At 60.5% G+C, this 23,268-nt stretch carries 21 protein-coding genes and 1 pseudogene; 13 read left to right on the top strand and 9 right to left on the bottom strand.

Annotated features, from left to right (window positions below; genetic code table 11):
• The first annotated feature begins 5 nt into the window (after positions 1-5).
• Positions 6-950 carry a carbohydrate kinase family protein gene (locus KCG39_RS26145; RefSeq protein ID WP_142467807.1) on the top strand — a complete coding sequence of 315 codons (945 nt, stop codon included), beginning with the start codon at positions 6-8 and terminating at the stop codon, positions 948-950.
• 38 nt (positions 951-988) lie between these two features.
• Here KCG39_RS26145 and KCG39_RS26140 read toward each other — a convergent pair whose 3' ends face one another.
• From KCG39_RS26140 to KCG39_RS26130, 3 genes are read right to left on the bottom strand one after another with little or no spacing between them, the layout of a single operon-like run.
• Positions 989-2,017, bottom strand: coding sequence for a 2-hydroxyacid dehydrogenase (locus KCG39_RS26140; RefSeq protein WP_004130378.1), 1,029 nt, complete (start codon positions 2,015-2,017; stop codon positions 989-991).
• Between the two features lie 5 nt (positions 2,018-2,022).
• Positions 2,023-3,510, bottom strand: coding sequence for an FGGY-family carbohydrate kinase (locus KCG39_RS26135; RefSeq protein WP_142467808.1), 1,488 nt, complete (start codon positions 3,508-3,510; stop codon positions 2,023-2,025).
• 24 nt (positions 3,511-3,534) lie between these two features.
• Positions 3,535-4,146: a methylthioribulose 1-phosphate dehydratase gene (locus KCG39_RS26130; protein ID WP_004130374.1), complete on the bottom strand. Its 612-nt coding sequence runs from the start codon at positions 4,144-4,146 to the stop codon at positions 3,535-3,537.
• A gap of 132 nt (positions 4,147-4,278) precedes the next feature.
• Here KCG39_RS26130 and KCG39_RS26125 point away from each other — a divergent pair, with 132 nt between their 5' ends.
• From KCG39_RS26125 to KCG39_RS26090, 8 genes are all read left to right on the top strand, one after another.
• The gene (locus KCG39_RS26125) at positions 4,279-4,434 is read left to right on the top strand and encodes a hypothetical protein (protein WP_158414298.1); all 156 of its coding nucleotides are present in this window, start codon (positions 4,279-4,281) and stop codon (positions 4,432-4,434) included.
• Positions 4,435-4,654: 220 nt separating this feature from the next.
• A complete protein-coding gene (gene codB, locus KCG39_RS26120) occupies positions 4,655-5,917 on the top strand; it encodes a cytosine permease (RefSeq protein ID WP_004130372.1) in 1,263 nt (420 codons plus the stop codon).
• Positions 5,918-5,919: 2 nt separating this feature from the next.
• Complete coding sequence (locus KCG39_RS26115) at positions 5,920-7,155, top strand: PucR family transcriptional regulator (RefSeq protein ID WP_142467809.1); 1,236 nt, start codon at positions 5,920-5,922, stop codon at positions 7,153-7,155.
• On the top strand, positions 7,152-8,390 hold the full coding sequence (codA, locus tag KCG39_RS26110; RefSeq protein WP_049112308.1) for a cytosine deaminase: 1,239 nt from the start codon (positions 7,152-7,154) through the stop codon (positions 8,388-8,390). Before KCG39_RS26115 ends, codA begins: the two co-directional genes overlap by 4 nt.
• Before the next feature lie 145 nt (positions 8,391-8,535).
• Positions 8,536-9,525, top strand: coding sequence for a LacI family DNA-binding transcriptional regulator (locus tag KCG39_RS26105; protein WP_142467810.1), 990 nt, complete (start codon positions 8,536-8,538; stop codon positions 9,523-9,525).
• 121 nt (positions 9,526-9,646) lie between these two features.
• Entirely contained in the window at positions 9,647-10,456 is an 810-nt protein-coding gene (locus KCG39_RS26100; RefSeq protein ID WP_004130365.1) for an inositol monophosphatase family protein, read from the top strand.
• Between the two features lie 302 nt (positions 10,457-10,758).
• A complete protein-coding gene (locus KCG39_RS26095; RefSeq protein ID WP_004130364.1) occupies positions 10,759-12,120 on the top strand; it encodes an MFS transporter in 1,362 nt (453 codons plus the stop codon).
• 25 nt (positions 12,121-12,145) lie between these two features.
• On the top strand, positions 12,146-13,414 hold the full coding sequence (locus tag KCG39_RS26090; protein WP_087828679.1) for a histidine-type phosphatase: 1,269 nt from the start codon (positions 12,146-12,148) through the stop codon (positions 13,412-13,414).
• Positions 13,415-13,460: 46 nt separating this feature from the next.
• Here the strand turns inward: KCG39_RS26090 and mtnA are convergent, their stop codons facing one another.
• On the bottom strand, positions 13,461-14,489 hold the full coding sequence (gene mtnA, locus KCG39_RS26085; RefSeq protein ID WP_142467811.1) for an S-methyl-5-thioribose-1-phosphate isomerase: 1,029 nt from the start codon (positions 14,487-14,489) through the stop codon (positions 13,461-13,463).
• Positions 14,490-14,591: 102 nt separating this feature from the next.
• Here mtnA and mtnK point away from each other — a divergent pair, with 102 nt between their 5' ends.
• Complete coding sequence (gene mtnK, locus KCG39_RS26080) at positions 14,592-15,791, top strand: S-methyl-5-thioribose kinase (protein WP_004130358.1); 1,200 nt, start codon at positions 14,592-14,594, stop codon at positions 15,789-15,791.
• 127 nt (positions 15,792-15,918) lie between these two features.
• Here the strand turns inward: mtnK and KCG39_RS26075 are convergent, their stop codons facing one another.
• The 4 genes from KCG39_RS26075 to KCG39_RS26060 all read right to left on the bottom strand — a co-directional run bounded on the left by KCG39_RS26075 (position 15,919) and on the right by KCG39_RS26060 (position 20,911).
• Entirely contained in the window at positions 15,919-17,160 is a 1,242-nt protein-coding gene (locus tag KCG39_RS26075; RefSeq protein ID WP_004130356.1) for an LVIVD repeat-containing protein, read from the bottom strand.
• A gap of 44 nt (positions 17,161-17,204) precedes the next feature.
• Positions 17,205-18,269 carry a sugar ABC transporter substrate-binding protein gene (locus KCG39_RS26070; protein ID WP_142467812.1) on the bottom strand — a complete coding sequence of 355 codons (1,065 nt, stop codon included), beginning with the start codon at positions 18,267-18,269 and terminating at the stop codon, positions 17,205-17,207.
• A 144-nt stretch (positions 18,270-18,413) separates the two neighbouring features.
• Complete coding sequence (locus KCG39_RS26065; protein WP_004130353.1) at positions 18,414-19,412, bottom strand: ABC transporter permease; 999 nt, start codon at positions 19,410-19,412, stop codon at positions 18,414-18,416.
• On the bottom strand, positions 19,409-20,911 hold the full coding sequence (locus KCG39_RS26060) for a sugar ABC transporter ATP-binding protein (RefSeq protein ID WP_142467813.1): 1,503 nt from the start codon (positions 20,909-20,911) through the stop codon (positions 19,409-19,411). The genes KCG39_RS26065 and KCG39_RS26060 overlap by 4 nt, the downstream gene beginning before the upstream one ends.
• Before the next feature lie 160 nt (positions 20,912-21,071).
• Between KCG39_RS26060 and KCG39_RS26055 the strand changes: the two genes are divergently transcribed.
• The 3 genes and pseudogenes from KCG39_RS26055 to KCG39_RS26045 all read left to right on the top strand — a co-directional run bounded on the left by KCG39_RS26055 (position 21,072) and on the right by KCG39_RS26045 (position 23,026).
• Positions 21,072-22,160: an oxidoreductase gene (locus KCG39_RS26055; protein ID WP_142467814.1), complete on the top strand. Its 1,089-nt coding sequence runs from the start codon at positions 21,072-21,074 to the stop codon at positions 22,158-22,160.
• 179 nt (positions 22,161-22,339) lie between these two features.
• Positions 22,340-22,641 (top strand): annotated as a pseudogene (locus KCG39_RS26050) (type II toxin-antitoxin system RelE family toxin).
• Positions 22,622-23,026, top strand: a complete 405-nt coding sequence (locus KCG39_RS26045) for a helix-turn-helix domain-containing protein (protein WP_142467815.1) — start codon at positions 22,622-22,624, stop codon at positions 23,024-23,026. The pseudogene KCG39_RS26050 and the gene KCG39_RS26045 overlap by 20 nt, the downstream one beginning before the upstream one ends.
• Here KCG39_RS26045 and KCG39_RS26040 read toward each other — a convergent pair.
• Complete coding sequence (locus tag KCG39_RS26040) at positions 23,023-23,220, bottom strand: YbdD/YjiX family protein (protein WP_004130340.1); 198 nt, start codon at positions 23,218-23,220, stop codon at positions 23,023-23,025. The two genes, KCG39_RS26045 and KCG39_RS26040, sit on opposite strands and share 4 nt — an antisense overlap.
• Between the last annotated feature and the right edge of the window lie 48 nt (positions 23,221-23,268).

The following is a 23,268-nucleotide window of genomic DNA, read 5'->3' as shown; positions in this document are numbered from 1 at the left end:
CTCTCATGGCAACCTTTGACGCCGTCTTTGTCGGCCTGACTATTCTTGATATTGCCGGTCGCCCGGTCATCGACATCCCGCCGCGCGGCGGGGTAGCCTTTATCGAACAGATCCGACTTAACCCCGCCGGAACCGCCGCCGGGGCCAATATTAACGCCGCGAAACTGGGCATTCGCACCGCTGCGGTGGCCTGCCTCGGCGAAGATGAAAAAGCCGATTTTATCCTCGCCAGCTACGCGCGTCTGGGGATCGACTGCTCGCGGATCCAGCGCACCGCGCAGCAGGAAACATCGGCGACGATCCTGCCCATCCGCCCCAACGGCGAGCGCCCGGCGCTGCACTGTCGGGGGGCCTCCGATGCCCTTTTCGTCGGCGAAGAGGAGTTTGACGCGATCCTTGATTGCCGCTTTCTGCACCACGGCGGCAGCGGCCTGCTGGCGGCGATGGACAGTGGGCAAAGCGCGCTGCTGTTACAGGCGGCGAAAGCCCGCGGCGTCACCACCAGCTTTGATTTAATCGCCCCCGACGCGCGCACCCTGAATCTGCTGCGCCCGCTGCTGCCGTCGGTGGACTACTTTATGCCTTCCCTTGAAGAAGCGGCGTATCTCTCCGGGGAGACCCAGCCGGAAGCGATCGCCCGCTTCTTCTTTGCGCTTGGCGTCGGAACCTGCATTCTGAAGGACGGCGAGAACGGCTCCTGGCTGCTGACCCGCGACGGCGCCGTCGAGCATATCGCGCCGTACCGGGTCGATGCCGTAGATACTACCGGCTGCGGCGACAGCTACTGCGGCGGCTTTATCGCCGCGCTGGCCCGTGGGCTAAGCGTCAAAGAGGCGTGCGAGGTGGCTTCCGCCGTCGCCGCCCTGGTGGCGACCGGCATGGGATCGGATGCCGGCGTGGTTGACTGGCAGCATACGCAGGAGTTTATGGCGACCCACCGTCGTAGATAACAAGCTTCGCCGCCGCATTGCGCGGCGGCAAGCGCGGCTTAACGCCACTGATAGAGCAGCGGCTCTCCGGCGACGTAGCGCTGGAGATCGGCGGCAATCATCGCCGTATGCTTAGCAATGCTCTCCCGCGTCGCCCCGGCGATATGCGGAGTAATAATCACGTTATCAAACTCGGTAACGAAAGGATGATCGCGCCACAGCGGCTCGCGATGGTAGACATCCAGCGCCGCACCGCCCAGCGGGCCGTGGCGCAGCGCGTGAATCAGCGCCTCCTCATCCACCACCGCCGCGCGCGAGGTATTAATCAACAGCGCGCCCGGCTTCATGCTATTCAACAACTGCGCGTTCACCAGCCCATCGCTGTGCGGGCCGCTGCTCAGATGCAGGCTCACGATATCCGCCTCGCGGAACAGCCCTTCAAGCGTCGTCTTCTGCAACCCCGGTTCGTTGATATCCTCAGCGGCGACAAACGGGTCCACCACCAGTACCGCCATGCCAAAGGCGCGGGCGATACGCGCCACCCGGCGGCCAATATTACCGTAACCGATCAGCCCCAGGGTTTTGTTGCGCAGCTCGCTGCCTTTAAACACCTCATACGGGCTTTGCGGACTGACGTCCCACACCACATCGCGGCGCAGCCCGCTCTGGGTAGCCTGGGCCGCGTTCTCGGCGTGAGTGAATTCACCGCGCTTCAGTGCCGCGTGGGATTGCGGAATATGCCGCGCCAGGCTCAGCATCAGCCCCAGCGTCAGCTCGGCGGCAGCGTCGGCGTTGCGCCCCGGCGTATAGAGCACGCGGATACCGCGCGCCTGGGCGGCTTTGGTATCGATGTTCACCGGATTGGCGCGCGTGCAGGCGATCACCTGTAAACGCGGGCAGGCGGCGATCACCGCTTCCGTCACCTCATCGTAGCTGGTCACCAGCACCTCGGCGTCGTGGGCCAGTTCGATCAGCTGGCCTGCGCTCAGCTTCGGCTTGCCCAGCGCCCAGCCTTCCACCCGCAGTTCGCCCAGTTGCTGAAAAGCGCTGAGGTCGCCGGCGTGCTCGGCGGTAAAAACAATTTTCATATGCGTTATTCCTGAGAAATATGTTGAAGCGCCTCGCGGCGGGCCTGCCACACCGGGAGCATCTGCTCGCGCATCAGGCGGTAAACCGGATAGAGCGCGACATAGCGGCTGTGCGCCTGCGGATTGGGCCGATAGCGAGTCTGTTCCAGCGCCGGATGACGGGTCAGCGCATCGACGCTGCGCGCCGCCAGAATCGCCGCGCCGCGCGCGCTAAGTTCGTTGAAAGGACTGGAAACCACCGTTCTGCCGGTACAGTCGGCAATAATTTGCAGCCAGGTCGCCGAAGCCGCGCCGCCGCCGGTCAGGTACAGTTCGCCGCCCTGCGGGTAGCCCTGAAGCGAGTCGACGATGGCGAAGGCCAGCCCTTCGAACACCGCCCGCTGCAGCTCCGCGCGGGTGGTGTGCTGGCTAATGCCGAAATAACCGGCCCGCGCCTCAGGGCTAAAGAACGGCGCGCGTTCGCCGTTGAGGTAGGGCTGCCAGAAGACGCCGCCGCTGCCCGGTTCAACGCTGGCGATGTTCTGTTCCAGCTGCCGTAAATCCGGCTCAAGCGAGATTTGCTGCTGGAGCCAGTCGATGTTCGGCGTCCCGGCCTGCATCGGAAAAAGGTTAATAAAGCTGCCGGCTTCGGTATGGGTGACGTAGCGCGTCCCCTCGTTGACCGTCTGGCGACCGTGGCAGACGATGCCGGTGCAGCAGGTGGTGCCGAGAATGGTATAGATATCGCCGTCGTTGACCGCGCCGCAGCCCAGCGCCGCGCTGCAAACATCCAGCGCACCAGCCGCCACCGGCGTGTCCGCAGGCAGCCCGGTGAGCGCCGCGACCTCTTCACGCAGCGCGCCCGCCTGTGCGTCCGGCGCCAGTAGCGGCGGGAACAGATGTTGTAAATCTGCCAGACCCATCTCATTGAGCACCACCGTGGATAGCTTCCCGCTCTGCTGATTCAGCAAAGAGGTGCTGGCATCGGTGAGATCCAGCGCCGCGACGCCGGTGAGGCGAAAGCGGATCCAGTCCTTGGCGAAAAACAGATAGCGGGCCGCCGCCAGCCGCTCTGGCTGGTGATGCTTGAGCCAGCATAGCTGCATGCTGGTGTTACAAGGCTGCAGGTGGGTGCCGGTATCGTCAAAGAAACGGCGGTCAAAGCCGGGGCGGCTGAGCAGTTCGCTCATCAGATCGCGGCTGCGGGTGTCGCTCCACAGAATGCCCGGCCCGACCGGTTCGCCTTCGGCGTCGCTGAGCCACACCCCTTCGCCTTGCCCGGCGAGGCCGATGGCGCGTAAACGCCCGTTTTGCAGCGCCGGATGCCGGGCGATATCGCGTAAAATCGCTACCACCGACTGCCACAGCTGGGCCATATCCTGCTCGGCGTCACCGTTGGCCGACAGCAGAGGACCGGTGTTGTGCGCCGCGCTGGCGCACGCCTGAAAGCGTTCATCAAACAGCACCGCTTTCACACGCGAGGTGCCGATATCGATTCCGAGATAAAAATCCATGCCTGACCCGTTAGTGAAGAGAAATTAGTCACGTTCGTAGCGGCGGCGCATCAGCTCGCATTCGAAGAGAAACTCCAGTCCTTCGAGCTGGCGACGGGCCTCGTGAATGTCTTTACCCCAACAGGTCAGGCCGTGGCCGCGCAGCAGGAAGCCGTAGCGCAGCGGGTGGGTCTGGGCATAATCTTCAATGCGCGCCGCCAGGGCATCGATATCCTGGTCGTTATCAAAAATAGCGACCGGCACGGTATCGAGATGGCTGTGCTGGCCGGTCAGGGTTTTCTGCATCTCATAACCCTGCAGCGCCAGGGTGGCGCTTTTTTCAATCCGCGACAGCACGGTGGCGTTGACGGTATGCACGTGCAGAACCACGTTCGCCTCCGGGAACAGGCGATACACCAGGGTATGCAGGCCGGTTTCAGCGGAGGGTTTACGCCCGGAAGGCGCTGTGTTGCTGGCGATCTCCACCTGGAGGAAATCCTCCGTCGTCAGGCTGCCTTTATCGCGCCCCGACTCGCTGAGCCAGCACCAGGTCTCATCCTGACGCACCGACATATTGCCGCCGGTGGCCGGCGCCCAGCCCTTCGCGCCGATCCAGTGACAGGTGGTGACCAGTTGCGCGAGTCTTTCTTGCCACATAGCAGTTCCTTAGTTTAGCGATGTTGTATTTAGCCGTCTAAATGGCTATTTACCCGATACTAACACCGCCGACGTAAGCGAACAATATTTCAGGAAAGACTTACATTGATAATGGTTATATCAGAAAAGCATATGAAATTACTGTTTTTAACAACAATACAACTGAGCATTTTCATGACGCCAAAATTACCGGCTACAGGTGGTCAAAAAGATGGGGGATCGTGCCGCCGGGAAATGGCGCAAAATTGGCATCATTTGTCGATTCCGCCCTCCCCGCAGGTCGGGTAAGGTGCCAGCCGACAGGAATGCGTGCAATAGCGCACTCCCCTGCTCCACGGCGGTGCAAAACATGTCATTGTGCACACATTTATGGCAAACATCGGCTAAAAAACGCCATTTTATGTGCACACTGCCCACTTCATTGTGTTACCCCTGCCTCGCTTTTTCTGGCACACCTCTTGCTACTCCTCTGCCATCGCTTTTCGGATAGCCACTCAGAGGTTCCACCATGTCAAACAGCAATGATTTTCCGCTCGTCGAAGCGCCCGCATCCGGGCGTAAAGGCGTATTTTCCATCTCGATGGTTCTGTTCAGCTTTACTTTTTTTACCGGCACCATGTTCGCGGGCGGCAAGCTTGGCGTCTCTTTCTCCATCGTTAACCTGCTGTGGATTGCGGTCATCGGTAACTTTTTGCTGGCCCTGTACGCCGCGTCGCTCGGTTGGATAGCCGCGCGCAGCGGGCTGAATACCGTGCTGATGGGCCGTTTTTGCTTCGGTGAAATCGGCAGCAAGCTCGCCGATTTTATTCTCGGTTTCGCCGAGCTGGGATGGTACGCCTGGGGGACCGCGACGGTCGCCATCTCGCTGGTCAAAATCCTCGCCCTTCCTGAGGCGACAACCATTCCGCTGATGATCCTGTTCGGCATCCTGTTCTGCGTCACCGCGCTGGTGGGCTATAAGGGGCTGGATGCGCTGTCGCGCGTGTCGGTACCGCTGATGTTTATTCTGCTGGTGGTGTCGATGTATCTCGCCGCCCATCATGCCGGCGGCTGGCAGGCGATGACCAAAATCGAACCGGGCGAAACCATGACCTGGTCGGCGGCCATCACCATGGTATTCGGCACCTTTGCCAGCGGCGCGACCCAGGCGACGAACTGGACGCGGCTGGCTAACTCCAGCCGCACCGCCATCGTCGCCAGCATGAGCAGCTTCCTGATCGGCAACGGGCTGATGATTATCGCCGGCGCCTGGTGCGCCATCGTCTACCAGCAGGCCGATATCGTGGAAGTGCTGATTTTGCAGGGGTTGTCGGTCGCCGCGGTGGTGATGCTGTGCCTCAACCTGCTGACGATTCAGGGACCGACGATCTACAACGTTTCGGCGGCGGCCTGCCATCTGCTGCGCAGCGAGCGTCGCCGCACCCTGACCGTGGTTGCCGCCGGGGTCGGCATTCTGCTGGCCATTGGCGGTATGTATGAAATGCTGATCCCTTTCCTCGTGCTGCTGGGCAGCATCATTCCGCCCATCGGCGGCGTGATCCTCGCCGACTACTGGTTTTATCGCGGCGGCCGCTATCCGCTACTGCACACCGCCCGTTTGCCGCGTTTTAACTGGCTGGGGCTGAGCGCCTACGCCGTGGGCGCGGTGGTGGCTTACCTGTCGCCGTGGATCGCCCCGCTGGTTGGCATTAGCGTGTCCGCGCTGGCCTATATCGCGCTGACTCGCCTGAGCAAACGCCAGCCCGCCGCTGATTCGGTCGCGGAGCAGTAGCCGTGAGCCTGACGGTCGGCGAAATCCTCGCCCTGGAGGGGCTCTCCGCCATGCGCCTGCGCGCCGGTAAGCAGGGGCTGCAGCTGGCGGTTCGCTGGTACTACGTGGCGGAAAATGAAAATATCGCCGAATGGATCATGGGCGGGGAGCTGGTATTTATCACCGGGATCAACCATCCCCGCGATGAAGACAACCTGATTCATTTGCTGATGGAAGGCAAACAGCGCGGGATCGCCGGCATGGTGATCCTCACCGGCGACGTCTATATTCAGGCGATCCCGCCGCGCCTGATCGCGCTGGCCGACGCGCTGGGCATTCCGCTAATCGAACAGCCCTATCTGCTGAAAATGGTGATCGTGACCGAACGCATCGGTACCGCACTGGTACGCAGCGAAAACGCCCTGCAATCGCAGCGCGATATTCTGCTGCAGCTGTTAACCGGCGACTACCCCGACCTGCAAATACTGCATCAGCGCGCGCTCCACCAGCAGCTGGATTTTACACGTCCGCTGCGGGTGGCGGCGCTGCGCCTTGAGGGGATACCGCGTCTGTTTCGCCAGTTTCCGCCGGAGCAGGCCGAAGCCTGGCTTCAGCAGGCCCGCCGCACCGTGCGCCAGCGCCTGCAGCAGCAGCTCAATCAGCAGGGCAACCCCTTCCCTCTGGTCGAGCGCAGCAATATGTTTCTCTTCCTCCTGCCGGATGAAGACGGCGAGTTTTATCAGCAGAAAACGTGGCTCCAGGCGTGGCTGATTGCGCTGGCGGAGGGCGACGACGGGCTTTCGCTGCTGTGCGGCCTTTCGGCGCCGGTGCAGCAGCTGCAGGGATATCAGCGCGCGCTATCGCAAGCGCGTCAGGCGCTGGATCTTAGCGATAATCTGCGTCCGGCCCAGCGCATCAGCGACTACCAGCAGCTGGGGTTTATCAAGCTGCTCTCCGCCGTTAGCGACCCCGCCCTGCTGAGCGACTTTATGCACGACACCCTCGGCTGTCTGATTGAGCCGGATCGCAAAAGCCCGTGGCTGCTGATGGAGACCCTGGAAACGCTGCTTCAGGAGAGCGGCAACGTGGTCAGGGCCGCCGAGCGGCTGGGCATTCACCGTAACACGCTGCATCAACGTATTCAGCGTATTGAAAAGTTGACCGGCTATCCGGTCAGCCATCCGCAATTTCGTCTCAACGCCTCGGTCGCCTTAGCGATCTGGCGTATGTCGCAAAACCATTTACGGGAACAACCATGAAAATTATCAACGCGCGCCTGCGCCAGCAAGAAGCGCTCTATACCCTCGACTTACAGGACGGCGTGATTAAAAGCATTACCGCACAGGCGGCGGCGCAGGTGGCTGGCGCCAGCGACATCGATGCCCAACAAAAGCTGGTTATCCCGCCATTCGTCGAGCCGCATATCCATCTTGACGCCACCCTGACGGCGGGCGAGCCGGAGTGGAATATGAGCGGCACCCTGTTTGAGGGCATCGCCCGCTGGAGCCAGCGCAAAGCGAGCGTCACCGTCGAAGATACGCGCCAGCGGGCGCTGAAAACCATCGGCATGCTGCGCGACAACGGCGTACAGCACGTGCGTACCCACATTGATGTCACCGATCCCTCCCTGACCGCCCTTGAGGCGATGCTGAGGGTGAAAAAGGAGGCGGCCCATCTTATCGATCTGCAGATCGTCGCCTTTCCGCAGGAGGGCATTGAGTCCTTTCCCGGCGGACGCGAACTGATGACCCGCGCCATCGAAATGGGCGCCGACGTGGTGGGCGGCATTCCGCACTATGAAAATACCCGCGATAAGGGCGTCAGCTCGCTGGTTTTTCTGATGGACCTGGCCGAGCGCCACGGCTGCCTGGTGGACGTGCACTGCGATGAAACCGACGACCCGCAGTCGCGCTTTCTGGAAGTGCTGGCGGAAGAGGCCCGGGTGCGCGGCATGGGCGCGCAGGTCACCGCCAGCCATACCTGCGCCATGGGCTCTTACGATAACGCCTACTGCTCGAAGCTGTTCCGCCTGCTCAAAGCTTCGGGCATTAACTTTATCTCCTGCCCGACCGAAAGCATTCATCTGCAGGGTCGCTTCGACAGCTGGCCGAAACGCCGCGGCGTGACGCGGGTGGCGGAGCTGGACCGCGCCGGGATCAACGTCTGCTTCGCTCAGGACTCCATTCAGGACCCGTGGTACCCGCTGGGCAACGGTAACATCATGCGCATTCTCGACGCCGGGCTGCATATCTGCCATATGCTGGGATACGAAGATTTGCAGCGCTGCCTCGATCTGATTACCGAGAACAGCGCCCGCACCCTGTGCCTCGGCGACAACTACGGCATTGCCGAAGGACGCCCGGCGAACCTGCTGATCCTCGATGCGGAAGACGACTATGACGCGCTGCGCCGCCAGGCCAAAGTGCTGACCTCCATTCGACATGGCAAGGTCATTTTGCAGCGTCAGGCGGAGCAGATTCGCTATCCGGCATAAGCCTGAAGTTGACGCGGTCGCGATGCCGCGTCAACCCACTGCTCGCCCGGGGATTTATGTGGTACCTTTTAACGACTTTTTCCGTGCCGGCCATGGGCTCCAGCGTCGGCGCGGGCTCACTGAGGATAACCCGTACCCTGATACTATGAGCGAAAAAAAATGGATTAAGGCAGAGGACGTTGCCCGGCTCGCTGGCGTCTCCCGTTCCGCGGTTTCCCGTACCTTTACGCCCGGGGCATCGGTGGCGGAAAAAACCCGCCAGAAGGTTCTCGCCGCGGCGGAAACCCTGGGCTATCAGGTGAATATCATCGCCCGCACGATGAACACCGGCAGCAGCAACTTTATTGGCATCGTCACCGCTGGGTTTGATAACCCGTTCCGCAGCAAGCTGCTGTCGCCGCTGGTCCACCAGCTGGCGCTCAACGGTTTTATGCCGCTACTGATGAACGCCGACGATCCGCAGCAGCTCGCCCCGTCGCTCAGGCAGCTGCTGAGCTATCACGTCGCGGGGGTCATTATCACCTCCGGGGCGCCACCGCTGTCGCTGGCGGAGGAGTATCTGGAGCGAAAAATCCCGGTAACCCTTATCAACCGCCACGCCGAGCTGGCCGGCTGCGACCGCGTGTGCAGCGACAACGCGCAGGGGGCGAAGCTGGTGGCCGAGCTGTGTGCCCAGCGCCGGTGGCGCCAGGCCGGGTTTATCGGCGAAAGTCTGGATAACTTCAGCACCCGCCAGCGCTACGAAGCGTTTGTTGCCCATAGCCAGGGCATGGAGATCGCCGCGCACTTCTGCGACAGCAGCGGCTATCATGCGGGATTTGCCGCCGCCAGGCAGCTGCTCGCCGCGCATCCGCGTCTGCAGGCGCTATTCTGCGCCACCGATATGCTGGCGCTCGGCGCCCTGGACGGCCTGCGGGCGGACAACCCCACGGCTTCGCTGCCGGCAATTATCGGTTTCGACGATATCCCGCAGGCGGACTGGCAGCCCTATCAGCTGACTACCGTGCAGCAGAATACCGCCCTGCTCGCCCACCACGCGGTGGATCTGCTGGTGACGAGGATCGCCAAATTCAGCCTGCCGTCACGCCATCGTGAAGTACCGGTGAAACTGATCGTTCGTCAAAGCGCGAAATGAAAAATTCATTTTATGCCGGAGCGATCACAGAATAATTCTTTTAATCCATCCACACTCATTTTGCCCTTCGGGGCTGTTTTTTCAGGCGAATTGCACACGTGTGCAAAAATAGGGAGTTACGATGAAATCACTGGAATTACATGAACTGCAGGCCCGCTATCGTTTAGCCTGCGAGCTGGCGAAGGCCGGCGCTGAGCTGGCGTTCGAATACTATCAGCAGCGCGACCGGCTGGCGGTGGATCATAAAGGCGACGACCTGCAGGATGTGGTCAGCGTCGCCGATAAGCGGGTCGAAGCGTTTGTTAAGCAGCGCATTACCGACGCCTTCCCGCAGGACGGTTTTCTCGGCGAGGAGAGCGGGACGCAGATGCCGGACGCGCGCGTGCTGTGGGTTGTCGATCCTATCGACGGCACCAGCTGTTTTCTTAACGGCCTGCACACCTGGTGCCTGTCGCTGGCCATCCTTGCCGACGGCGAACCGGTTATCGGGGTGGTGTACGACCCCAACCACCGCGAGCTGTTCCACGCCCTGAAAGGCCAGGGCGCATGGCTTAACGATACGCCCATCGCGCCGCATCCGGCGGCGACGGTCAAAGAGGGGGTGATGGGCGTCGGCACGTCGCACCGCGTGACGCCTGCGGTCTTTCTGCCCTTCCTTGATGCGCTGCTGAGCGACGGCGGGATGTTTATCCGCAACGGCTCCGGAGCGCTGATGAGCGCCTGGGCGGCGGCGGGCAGGCTTATCGGCTACTACGAACCGCATATGAACCCATGGGACGGACTGCCGGGGCTGGTGCTGATGCGCGAAGCGGGCGGCCTTAGCAACGACTATCTGGCAAACGACGGGATTCGTCACGGCAACCCGCTGCTGCTGGCCAGCAAGACGCTCTACCCACAATTAAAAAACATGCTTTGTCACCCACTACCTTAACCCGTATCGGGTCAGGCTTTATCTGATTATGTACTCTACACAACGACAATCAACCCTAAATAATTCGAGTTGCAGAAAGGCGGCAAGTGAGTGACAAATTCGTCGGGAACGAATTTGACCAGCCGAAGGCTGGCCTCCGGTGAGAGGCAGGAGCCTCTCATTAATCCCCCAGGAGCTGACTCTGGTAAGTGACTGGGGTGAACGAACGCAGCCAACGCATATGCAACTTGAAGTATGACGGGTTAAACCTCATGGACGAACCACACTAATCAGTCAGGCCTCCGACCTTCGGAGATACCATTATGTCTGGAAGAATTATCGCATTTTTTCGCGCTTCGCCGCCCAAAGCGGGCGGAGAGTTCGATGAGCAGCGCTTTCGCAGCGTGCGCTGGCAAACCTTTATTACCATGACCCTGGCGTACGTCACCTTCTACGTTTGTCGGCTGTCGTTCACCGTCGCCAAAAGCGCGCTGGTGGAGCTCGGCATTACCCCGACGGAGCTGGGCATGATCGGCTCAACGCTGTTTTTCAGCTACGCCATCGGCAAGCTGGTCAATGGCTTTATCGCCGATCATGCCAATGTGGTGCGCTATATGAGCCTCGGGCTGCTGCTAAGCGCCGGGATGAACCTGATGATGGGGATGACCAGCAACGCCATGCTGCTGGCTATCTTCTGGGGGATCAACGGCTGGGCGCAGTCGATGGGCGTCGGCCCCTGCGTGGTATCGCTGGCGCGCTGGTACGGCTGTAAAGAACGAGGCACCTTTTACGCCATCTGGTCGACGGCGCATAATATCGGCGAAGCGATGACCTATATGGTGATCGCGGCGGTGATTGCCGGGTTCGGCTGGCAGATGGGCTACCTGTCGACCGCCGCGCTCGGCGCCGCCGGGGTGGTGCTGATGCTGCTGTTTATGCGCGACTCGCCGCAAAGCTGCGGCTTCCCGTCAATCAACGTGATTCGCGACGAACCGCTGGAGGAGACGGAAGCCCGCGGCTCGGTGTTTAAAAACCAGCTGCTGGCGCTGCGCAACCCGGCCCTGTGGACGCTGGCGCTGGCCTCGGCGTTTATGTATATCGACCGCTACGCGGTGAACTCATGGGGGATCTTCTTCCTCGAACAGGATAAAGCCTACTCTACTCTCGAAGCGTCCGGGATTATCGGGGTCAACGCCATCGCAGGTATCGCCGGAACCATTATCGCCGGGATGCTCTCCGACCGTTTCTTCCCGCGCAACCGCAGCGTGATGGCCGGCTTTATCAGCCTGCTCAATACCGCCGGCTTTGCGCTGATGCTCTGGTCGCCGCACGGCTACTACACCGATATTCTGGCGATGATTATCTTCGGCGCCACTATCGGGGCGTTGACCTGCTTCCTTGGCGGCCTGATCGCCGTCGATATTTCGTCGCGTAAAGCGGCGGGCGCCGCGCTCGGCACCATCGGTATCGCCAGCTACGCGGGGGCGGGACTCGGCGAGTTTCTCACCGGCATCATCATCGATAAAACCTCGATGATCGAAAACGGCAAAACGCTGTATGACTTCAGTACGCTGTCGCTGTTTTGGGTAGGCACCGGCCTGATGTCCGCGCTATTCTGTTTTACCACCGCCGCGATTGTCGCCAGGCGACACGCGATAGAACGTCAGACCTCATTCTCGTCATAACCTTTTAACTTATAAGGAAGATTTTATGATGCCTGTACGACATCAGGTTTTGCTACGTCTGCTGCTCGCCTGCACCCTGCCGCTGCTGGCTGCGCCGGGGCACGCCGCCGCGCAGTTTGCGCTGGAAAAGGTGGTTGAACTCAGCCGCCACGGCATTCGTCCGCCGACGGAGGGCAACCGGGAGGCCATCGAAGCCGCGACCCAGCGTCCGTGGACGCAGTGGACCACCCACGACGGCGAGCTCACCGGCCACGGCTATGCCGCCGTCGTCAATAAAGGGCGCGATGAAGGCGCGCGCTATCGCCAGCTCGGTCTGCTGACGGCGGGCTGTCCGGCGAACGGGGAAATTTACGTTCGCGCCAGCCCCCTGCAGCGCACGCGGGCCACCGCCCAGGCGCTGGTGGACGGCGCATTTCCCGGCTGCGGCGTGATGATTCATCACGTCAGCGGCGACGCCGACCCGCTGTTTCAGACCGATAAATTTGCCGCCACGCAACCCGATCCCGCCCGCCAGCTGGCGGAGGTGAAGAAGAAGGCCGGCGATCTGGCCCAGCGTCGGCAGGCGCTGGCCCCGGCTATTCAACTGCTGAAAAACGCGGTTTGCGTACCCGATAAGCCCTGCCCGGTGTTTGATCTACCGTGGCAGGTGGAGCAGAGCAAAAGCGGCAAAACGTCGATTAGCGGTCTGAGCGTAATGGCCAATATGGTCGAGACGCTGCGCCTGGGGTGGAGCGAAAACCTGCCCCTCAGCCAGCTGGCGTGGGACCATATTACCCGCGCCAGCCAGATCACCGCCCTGCTGCCGCTGCTGACGGAAAACTACGATCTGAGCAACGACGTGTTTTATACCGCGCAAAAACGCGGCTCGATTCTGCTCAACGCGATGCTGGAAGGGGTACAAGAAGGCGCCACGCCAAACGTACGCTGGCTGCTGCTGGTAGCGCACGATACCAATATCGCCATGGTGCGTACGCTGATGGATTTTAGCTGGCAGCTGCCGGGGTACAGCCGCGGCAACATCCCGCCGGGCAGCAGCCTGGTCCTCGAGCGCTGGCGCGATACCCACAGCGGGAAACGCTACCTGCGCGTCTACTTCCAGGCGCAAAGTCTGGACGATTTACGCCGCCTGCAAATGCCGGATAGCCAGCATCCAATGCTGCGCCAGGAGTGGCGTCAGTCGGGCTGTCAGACCACCGACGTCGGAACGCTGTGCCCTTACCAGGCGGCGTTGACGGCGCTCGGCAAGCATATCGACCGGCAGTCCGCTCCGGCGGTAGAAATGGCGCTGCCATAAGTTGAAGGCGAAGCGAGGGAGGTCGCTTCGCCTTTTTCGCTCAGGTTCAGGCCTTTTCTGGCTTGAACGCCCCGGCGGCGACCTGCTCCGGGGTCACCACGCCGCTGTCCAGCACCCAGCCGCTGACTAACGATGCGGGCGTGACGTCAAAGGCCGGGTTGTACACCGCGGCCTCTCTCGGCGCCCATTGTACCGCGCCAAAGCTGCCAGCGACGCCGGTCACTTCGGCGGCTGCCCGCTGCTCAATCGGAATCGCCGCGCCGTTCGGGCAATGGCGGTCCAGGGTGGTCTGCGGCGCGGCCACGTAAAAGGGAATCTGATGATACTTCGCCAGCACCGCCAGCGAATAGGTGCCGATTTTATTCGCCACGTCGCCGTTGGCGGCAATACGGTCAGCGCCCACCCAAACCGCGTCGACCTGGCCCTGCGCCATCAGGCTGGCGGCCATCGAATCGATAATTAGCCGGTACGGCACGCCCAGCTCACCCAGCTCCCAGGCGGTCAAACGTCCGCCCTGCAACAGCGGGCGCGTTTCATCCACCCAGACGTTGGCCACGTTTCCCTGCTGATGCGCCAGCGCAATCACCCCCAGCGCGGTGCCGACGCCCGCCGTCGCCAGGCCGCCGGTATTGCAGTGGGTCAACAGGCGGCTGCCCGGCGTCACCAGCGCGCTGCCCGCCTCGGCGATGCTGGCGCAAAGCTGTTTATCTTCTGCGATCAGACGCAGCGCTTCCGCTTCCAGCGCCTGCGGAAAGTGCTCCTCCGCCAGCGCCTGCTTCATGCGATCCAGATTATTCATCAGGTTTACCGCCGTCGGCCGCGCGGCGCGCAGCGTTTCCAGCGCCTGAGATAGCGCATTGCGGGTCAGACCGCGCTGCGCCAGCAGCGCCAGCAACAGGCTCGCCGACAGGCCAATCAGCGGCGCGCCGCGCACCCGCAGGGCGTGAATATGATCCACCAGCAGCGCCACGTTATCCGCCGCCAGCCAGCGTTTTTCCTGCGGTAAGGCCTGCTGGTCAAGAATAAAGAGCTGATTTTCGCTTACCCGCAGGCTGGTGGTCTGTAGTGTCTGCATTTAGTTAAATCCCTGTTGCGTTGTTGTATCACATTGTGTCAGGATGGAATCCAGAAGTATAGACGTCTGAACGGCTTAATCAGAATTTTGAGGATCGAGGCAATGTCGCAATACCATACTTTCACGGCCAGCGATGCGGTGGCTTACGCCCAACAATTTGGCGGTATCGAAAACCCGTCAGAACTGGTGTCCGCGCAGGAAGTGGGCGATGGTAACCTCAACCTGGTGTTTAAAATTTTCGATACCGAGGGCGTGAGCCGGATCATCGTTAAGCAGGCGCTGCCCTACGTGCGCTGCGTGGGAGAATCCTGGCCGCTGACCCTTGATCGCGCCCGCCTTGAGGCGCAAACCCTTGTGGCTCACTATCAGCACTGCCCGCAGCACACGGTACGGATTGTGCATTTCGACCCCGTGCTGGCGGTGATGGTGATGGAGGACCTCTCCGATCACCGCATCTGGCGCGGCGAGCTGATTAACAACGTTTACTACCCGCAGGCCGCCAGCCAGTTGGGGGAATACCTGGCCCAGGCGCTGTTCCACACCAGCGACTTTTATCTGCATCCTCACGAGAAAAAAGCCCAGGTGGCGCAGTTTATTAACCCCGAGATGTGCGAAATCACCGAGGATCTGTTTTTCAACGACCCGTATCAGGTTCACGAGCGCAACAGCTATCCAGCCGCGCTGGAAGCCGATGTCGCCGCCCTGCGCGACGATACGCAGCTGAAGCTGGCGGTGGCCGCGCTCAAGCACCGCTTCTTCTCCCATGCCGAAGCGCTGCTGCATGGCGATATCCACAGCGGCTCGATTTTCGTCGCCGAGGACAGCTTTAAGGCCATCGACGCCGAGTTCGGCTTTTTCGGCCCGATAGGCTTCGATATCGGTACCGCCATCGGCAACCTGCTGCTCAACTACTGCGGTCTGCCAGGCCATCTGGGCATTCGCGATGCCGCTGCGGCTCGCGAACAGCGCCTCAGCGATATTCAGCAGTTCTGGACAACCTTCGCCGAGCGTTTTCAGACGCTGGCGGCGGAGAAATCCCGTGATGCCGCGCTGGCCTGGCCCGGCTATGCTTCCACGTTTCTGAAGAAAGTCTGGGCAGACGCGGTGGGCTTCTGCGGCACCGAACTGATTCGCCGCAGCGTCGGGCTGTCGCACGTGGCGGATATCGATACTATCCAGGACGAAGCCATGCGCCATGAATGCCTGCGCCACGCCATCACGCTGGGTAAAGCGCTTATTCTCATTGCTGACCGTCTCGACAATGTCGAAGAACTGATTGCGCGAATTCGTCAGTACGGTTGAATCTCCGTCCAGCCTTTCCAGGCTCGCGCTGCGCTTAGCCGGGCTACGGGTTCGCCACCGTCTGTGGTCCGGTAGCCCGGGTAAGGCGTTTACGCCGCAACCCGGGAAGGCAACAACCCACAATCCCCTACCCCAGATACTCAATCACCGATAGCCCGCCGTTATAGTCGGTGCTGTAGATTATGCCCTGCGCATCAACGAAGACGTCGCAGGACTGGATCACCCGCGGGCGGCCTGGGCGGGTATCCATCATTTTTACCGGTGCGGCAGGCACCAGCGCCCCGGTTTCCACCGGTCGATAAGGGTTAGATATATCGTAAGCCCGCACGCCCGCATTCTGGTAAGTGGCAAAAATCAGCGTTGAGCTGACAAAGCTGCCGGGACGGTTTTCATGCAGGTTATGCGGGCCGAAATGCGCCCCTTTCGCCACATAGTCGGTCTCATCCGGCTGCGGGAAAGTCGAAATACTCACCGGGTTTGTTGGGTCGCGAATATCAAACAGCCAGATCAGCTTCTCGCCGTCCTGCTGGTTATCCAGCACCGCCTCATCAAGCACCACCAGCAGATCCCGATCCGGGAGCGGCAGCGCGGTGTGGGTGCCGCCGCCAAACGGCGGGCTCCAGTTACGGTGGCTGATCAGCTTCGGATGCGCGCGGTCCTGCACATCAAGCAGGGTCAGACCGCCGTCGCGCCAGCTGCCGTAGGCGGTGTCGCCGGCGATAATCGCGTGATGCAGGGCATAGCGCTTGCCCTCCGGCCACTGCGCGGTCTCCCCCGCCGCCAGATTCATTCCCGGTAGCCACCAGCGCCCGGCGACTTCCGGCTTACGCGGATCGGCCAGGTCGATAGTGAGGAAAATGTAGTCGCTAAAACCGTCGATCAGCGCGGAGACGTAGGCCCAGCGTCCGCCGACGTACCAGATGCGGTGAATGCCGATGCCGTTAAGCGACAGGAAGCTGATTTCACGCGGTTTATCCGCAACCGAAATATCAAAGATCCGCAGTCCGGCGCTCCAGCCCTTATCCCGTACGTCGCTGACCGTCTCGCCCACCGAACGGGTGTAGTAAACCTTCTCGTCGGCGAAGCGGGCATCGGCGAACAGATCCCGGGCGTTGATCACCAGCAGCAGATCGTCGTGCGCCTGTAAATGGACGTTCCAGGTACCCGGCGGCGCAGCGATGTAATTGACCGTTTGCGGATTTTTCGGGTCGCGCACATCCACCACGGAAAAACCCTGCGAGACCATATGGCCGATATAGGCAAAACCACGATGGACCATCAGTTGGACGCCGTCCGGGCGTCCCCCCTGATCGCTATGCCCGATCAGCCGCATATTGCGGCTGTATTCTGGTGTGGGTAACGCAGTCACGCAACCTCCTGTTGCCCGGTAAGCGCAGCGCTACCGGGTAGTTGTTATTTGTTCTTTGCTTCGAGAGTGGCGAACCACGGGGCGATAAAGTCTTCGGTCTGGCCCCAGCCCGGGATTATTTTACCCAGCGAGGCGACGTTCACCGCCCCCGGCTGCGCCGCCAGCAGCGCCTGCGGGATCGCCGCCGCTTTAAAGTCGTAGGTCGCAGGCGTCGGTTCCCCGGCAATCATATTGGCGATCAGGCGCACGTTGGTGGCGCCGATAAGCTTCGGATCCACCGCCACGCTCACCTTCCACGGACTACCGGATTCGCGCATCAGCTGCAGATCCTGGTTGGAAATATCGATGCTGTAGAGTTTGATCTCGGTGCGGCCGTTTTCTTTCAACGCTTTATACGCGCCCTGGCTGAAGGCGTCCCAGGTTCCCCAGATAGCATCAATTTTGCCTTTCGGATATTTCGCCAGGATCGCGCCGACCTTGTTGGCGGTATCGCCCTGCACGTCGGAAGAGACCGCGCCGATGGACTCCAGCTCTTTGATGCCGGGGTTTTGTTTAAGCAGCGTCTGGTAGGCCGCCTGGCGGCGCTCCATCGGCGGGAAACCCGCGACCCACAGTTTGACGATGTTGGCTTTGCCGTTGAAATCTTTCACCAGTTGGCCAAAGGAGAGTTCGGTCAGCGAAGCGTCATCCTGCTGGGTAACGGTAACGCCCGGGATCTCGCCGTTTACCGCGGTATCGAAGACCGAGACTTTGATCCCGGCGTCCACCGCTTTTTTCACCAGCGCGGTGGCGTAGGGGTCGCGTCCCTGAGATAGAATAATGCCGTCGTATTTCTGGCTAATCGCCTGGTTAACGAAGTCCTGGAATTTGGCATCATCACCGTTACTGAGGAAGGTGCTGATTTTAAACCCGAGCTTTTTCCCCTCCTGGATCGCCCCGGAGACAAACTGGGTGGTGTTATCGTCGGAGCCCAGATTGCGGATCACCGCGATGCGAATCGGCCCGCTATGTTCGGCAATCGCCGCCGGAAGCGGCGTCGGAGTTTCAGCAAAAGCTGCCGTCGCGTTGAACAACCCCAGTGCGATGAGTGAATATGTTATCTTTTTCATAGTGTTTCCTTTTTGTTACCCTAGATAATTCGAATTGCAGGACGGCGGCAAGTAAACGAATCCCGATGAGCTTACATAAGTAAGTGATTCGGGTGAGTGAACGCAGCCAACACACCTGCAATTTGAAGAATGACGGGTAAAATTTTAGGTACGGCGCTGAAAATAAGTCAGTGCGAGTGCGCCAGCCAGCACCAGCCCTTTAATAATGTCCATTGCGTAGTACGGCACCGAGAGCATCACCAGGCCGTTGGAGAGCACGCCCAGAATCACCGCCCCCACCAGCGTACCGAGCGCGTTCGGTTTACCTGAACCAGCCAGCGAGAAGCCAATCCACGCCGCCGCCACCGCATCCATCAGGTAGCCGCCGCCGGCGTTCACCTGCGACGAGCCGATACGCGAAGCCAGCAGAATGCCGCCGAGCCCCGCCAGCAGAGAGGCGATCACATATGCCGCCACCTTATAACGGGTGATCCGCAGGCCGGAGAGGCGCGCCGCTTCCGGGTTGCCGCCGATGGCGTACATCCGCCGCCCGTGGGTGGTAAAAGAGAGCGCCAGCTGAGCGATAACGGTCACCACCAGCATAATGATCACTATCGTCGGCACCTGCCCCAGCGAACCGAACGCCGCCGGGATCGCGCCTTCCGCCATATCGCCGCTCGGCAGCACCATATTTTCGGTGATCGACCCGCCGTAGCTGTAGGTCATCGCCACGCCCTGAATCACGAACAGGCTGGCAAGCGTCGCCAGCATGTCGGGAATACGCAGGATCACGATAAGAAACGCGTTAAACAGCCCCACTAAGGTACAGAGCGCCAGGGTGACAACAATCGCCTCGGTGGTGCCGAAGCCGTGCCAGACAAACAGCGAAATCACCAGCGCATTGGCCAGCGAGGCGGTGGAGCCTACGGACAAATCGAAGCCGCCGATGGTCAGCGATATCGACACGCCGATGGCGATCACCGTCACGATGGCGATGGAGCGCAGGATGTTGATGATGTTAAACGGGTCGAGGAAGTTGTCCGACGCGAGGCCAAAAACGGCGATCAACAGGACGACGGTCAGCAACATGCCCCATTTGTAGAGAAAATCGAAAAATCGCTGACGGCCCGATACCGTCGCGTTCACTGCCAGGGCTTTACTCACGCTGCTGCTCCTCCGGTGGAGTAATAAAGAATGTTCTCTTCCCGGGCCTCTGCGCCCGGAATTTCCGCCACGATGCGCCCGTCCCACAGCACGCAGATGCGATCGCACAGCCCGACCAGCTCGGAGAATTCGCCCGAGGCGTAAATCACCCCTTTGCCTTCCCGCGCCAGGCCGTCAATCACGTTGAAAAGATCCGTTTTGGCTTTGACGTCGACCCCTTTGGTCGGCTCATCGAAAATCAGGACGTTGGCGTTGCCGCGCAGCCATTTGCCAATCGCCACCTTTTGCTGATTGCCGCCGGAGAGACGGCGCAAGGTTTGCGCCGGACCCGACGTCCGTATCCCCACCCTGGCGATCACTTCTTCCGCCCAGCGCCAGGCCTGACGATGGCCAAACAGACTCCAGCGAGAGAAGCTGCTGTCGGCGCTAACCGCCAGATTCATCGCCACCGGCTCTTCGATAAAAATGCCCTCTTTGCGCCGCTCTTCCGGCACCAGCGCCAGACCGCGCGCCACCGAATCCGCCGGGTCGCGCGGTCGCCACGGCTGGCTATTCAGCTCGCCGCGCGTCAACCGGCTTTTGCTGGCGCCAAACAGCGCCTTGCACAGCTCGGTTTTCCCGGCGCCCGCCAGCCCGGCGATCCCCAGAATCTCCCCCTTGCGCAGGCGCAGCGAGATATCCTGCAGCAGCCCTTCGTCGTGCAGCCCTTCAACCTGTAACAGCACCTCATCGCTATGCGGCGGCCGCTTCGGCGGGAAGATATCGCTCAGCTCATGGCCGAGCATCTTTTCGACGATCTGCTCGCCGCTCAGATCGGCCATCGGCCCGCTCTCAATCAGCCGGCCGTCGCGCAGCACCGTCAGGGTGTCGCAAACCGCGTTTAATTCATGAATGCGGTGCGAGATAAACACGATACCGATGCCCTGGTGCTGCAGGCGGCGAACCACCGCAAACAGGCGCTCGCTTTCGTTTTGGTCCAGCGGCGCGGTCGGTTCATCGAGGATAAGAAAGCGGCAGTGGTGCGACAGCGCGCGGGCCAGCAGAATTTGCTGCTTTTCCGCCAGCGTGCAGCTGTCGATGGAGCGGCGTACATCGAGGCTGACGTCAAGCTGGGCCAGCGCCTCGCGCGCCAGCTGGCGCAGCCGCCCCCAGCGAAAAGCCAGCCCCGGTTCAGCCAGCCTGTCGAGCATGATGTTTTCCGCGATGCTCAGGCCCGGGACCAGCGCGACGTCAACCTCCTGCTGCACCAGGTGAATCCCCAGCTGTTTGGCGTCGCGAGGCGAGCGAATGCTTACCGGCTGATTGTTAATCACCACTTCGCCTTCGTAATGGGCGTGCGTGCCGCACAGCACCGCCATGAGCGTTGACTTACCTGCGCCGTTGGCGCCGGTGAGTGCGTGCACCGACCCCCCCTTCAGGGTAAAAGACACGTTGCTCAGCGCCCGAAAGCCGGAAAAGGCCAGGCTAATATTTTGCATCTCAAGGCGATTGCCGGTCATCCCCTGCACCCTGTCGATTAATGTTCTGATTTAACGAATTTTTCATAGCCGCCCTTGACTGACAAATGCATAAAAGGCATAAGTTAAAGCGAAATAATATTAGCCATCCGGATGTCCAGACATAACATCGGGTTAGCGAAACAGCACAAGGACAGCATTGATGAGTCACAGCGATATCCGCGTGGTCCCCGGCCCCGCCAACTACTATTCCCATCCCGGCAGCCTTGCCCGGCTGCAGGATTTTTACAGCGAAGAACAGCTTTCACGCGCGGTGTGGGTTTACGGCGAGCGGGCTATCGCGGGCGCGCAGGCTTTTCTGCCGGCAGCGTTTAACGCGCCTGGCGCCAAAAAAATATTATTTAAAGGCCACTGCAGCGAAAGCGACGTCAGCGAGCTGGCCCGCGCATCCGGCGACGATCGGTCGGTGGTGATTGGCGTTGGCGGCGGCGCGCTGCTCGATACCGCGAAGGCGCTGGCCCGTCGCCTCGGCCTGCCGGTGGTGGTCATCCCCACCATCGCCGCTACCTGCGCGGCGTGGACGCCACTGTCGGTGTGGTATAACGATGCCGGTCAGGCGCTGCAGTTCGAGATTTTCGACGACGCCAACTTCCTGGTGCTGGTGGAGCCGCACATTATTCTTAACGCGCCGGCGGAATACCTGCTGGCGGGCATCGGCGATACGCTGGCGAAATGGTATGAAGCGGTGGTGCTGGCTCCGCAGCCGGAGACGCTGCCGCTCACCGTGCGCCTGGGTATCAACGGCGCGCTGGCGATCCGCAATGTGCTGCTGGAAAGCAGCGAAACGGCGCTGGCCGACCAGCAGCGCGGCGAGCTGACCCAGGCTTTTCGCGACGTGGTGGATGCGATCATCGCCGGCGGCGGTATGGTCGGCGGGCTGGGCGAGCGCTATACCCGCGTCGCCGCCGCCCATGCCGTGCATAACGGGCTGACGGTGCTGCCGCAGACCGAGAAGTATCTTCACGGGACCAAAGTCGCCTACGGCATTCTGGTCCAGAGCGCCCTGCTCGGCCAGGACGAGGTGCTGGCGCAGCTGGTGCAGGCGTATCAGCGCTTTAACCTGCCGACCACGCTGGCGGCGCTGGAGGTGGATATCAAGAATCGCGAACAGCTGGATCAGGTAATTGCCCATACCCTGCGCCCGGTGGAGTCCATCCATTTTCTGCCGGTTGAACTGAACGCCGAAACCCTGCGCGCGGCGTTTGAAAAGGTCGAACGTTTCGTCGGTTAATCTCCGTTTTATTCGCCTCTGCCGCCCGGCGGAGGCGCTTTCGAGCCGCCTCGCAAAGCTGATTTTTCCGTCTTTATCCTGCCTTAAATCTACGCTATGGTCCTCTATAAGAAAATTAAAATTTACTTATAATCTTATTATTTACTTATAAAGAGCTTTGACTTAAAGTGGAGGTCAGGATGATCGTTTTTTGGTCAAAAAGTGCAGAAAAGCAGCTCGCCGCAATTGATTCCCGCTATCAGGAGAGAATCAAAGAAAAGCTACGAGCCATGGATGATAAAAATGCACCGGCTCCGGACATTAAGAAACTCAAGCAGCCGGCGTCCAAGATCATTATCGATTGCGTGTAGGTGATTATCGAATCATCTTCACTCAGTTTGAGGGGATATCTGAAAGCTGCTATGTCGTAGCAATAAAACGCAGAACCTCAACAACCTATCTTCACGAGGAGGCAACGCATTATGGCAGTGCAACTCATTAAGGATGACGAGGGCAATCCACAGTATGTGGTGATCCCCTATAACGAATACTTCCAGATGCGCCTGAAAATGGCGGAATACGATGATGAGCAAGAGGATGTGTGGGAAGACATCCCCTACGAATCCGATGAATATGACAGCGTTCCATTACCAGATAGCGTTTGCGACATCATGCATCGTGAGAAAGTCAGCCTGCAGGCGGCGTGGCGCATTTTGCGCGGCCTGTCGCAGCAGGAGGTGGCCAATAAGCTCGGGATTAGCCAGTCGGCGGTTTCCCAGCTAGAAGCTATCGACTCCCGCCCGCAAAAGCGCACCCGCGAAAAGCTGGCGGCCATTTACGGCTGCACGCAGGAGCAGATCAGCCTGTATCTGCCGAAAGAGGGTTAACAGCACTTCGCGCCGCCTTTACCGCCGTAGCGCGCGTCCTGACGCTCGCGGAAAAACTCTTCATAGGTCATCGGCGTTTGCTCGGGGTGGGTCGCGCGGATGTGCTCCACGTAGTTGTCGTAATCCGGGACGCCGATCATCATTTTCGCCGCCTGGCCTAAATATTTTCCTGCTTTCGAAAGGGTATCAAACATTTTCAACTCTCATAATCGCCCCCCCTTCTTTCAAAGAGGGGCGATAAC

The organism is Klebsiella pasteurii (assembly GCF_018139045.1).
Classification (GTDB): domain Bacteria; phylum Pseudomonadota; class Gammaproteobacteria; order Enterobacterales; family Enterobacteriaceae; genus Klebsiella; species Klebsiella grimontii.
The sequence above is the reverse complement of the archived record's forward strand: the minus strand, read 5'-3'. Positions and strand labels throughout refer to the sequence as shown.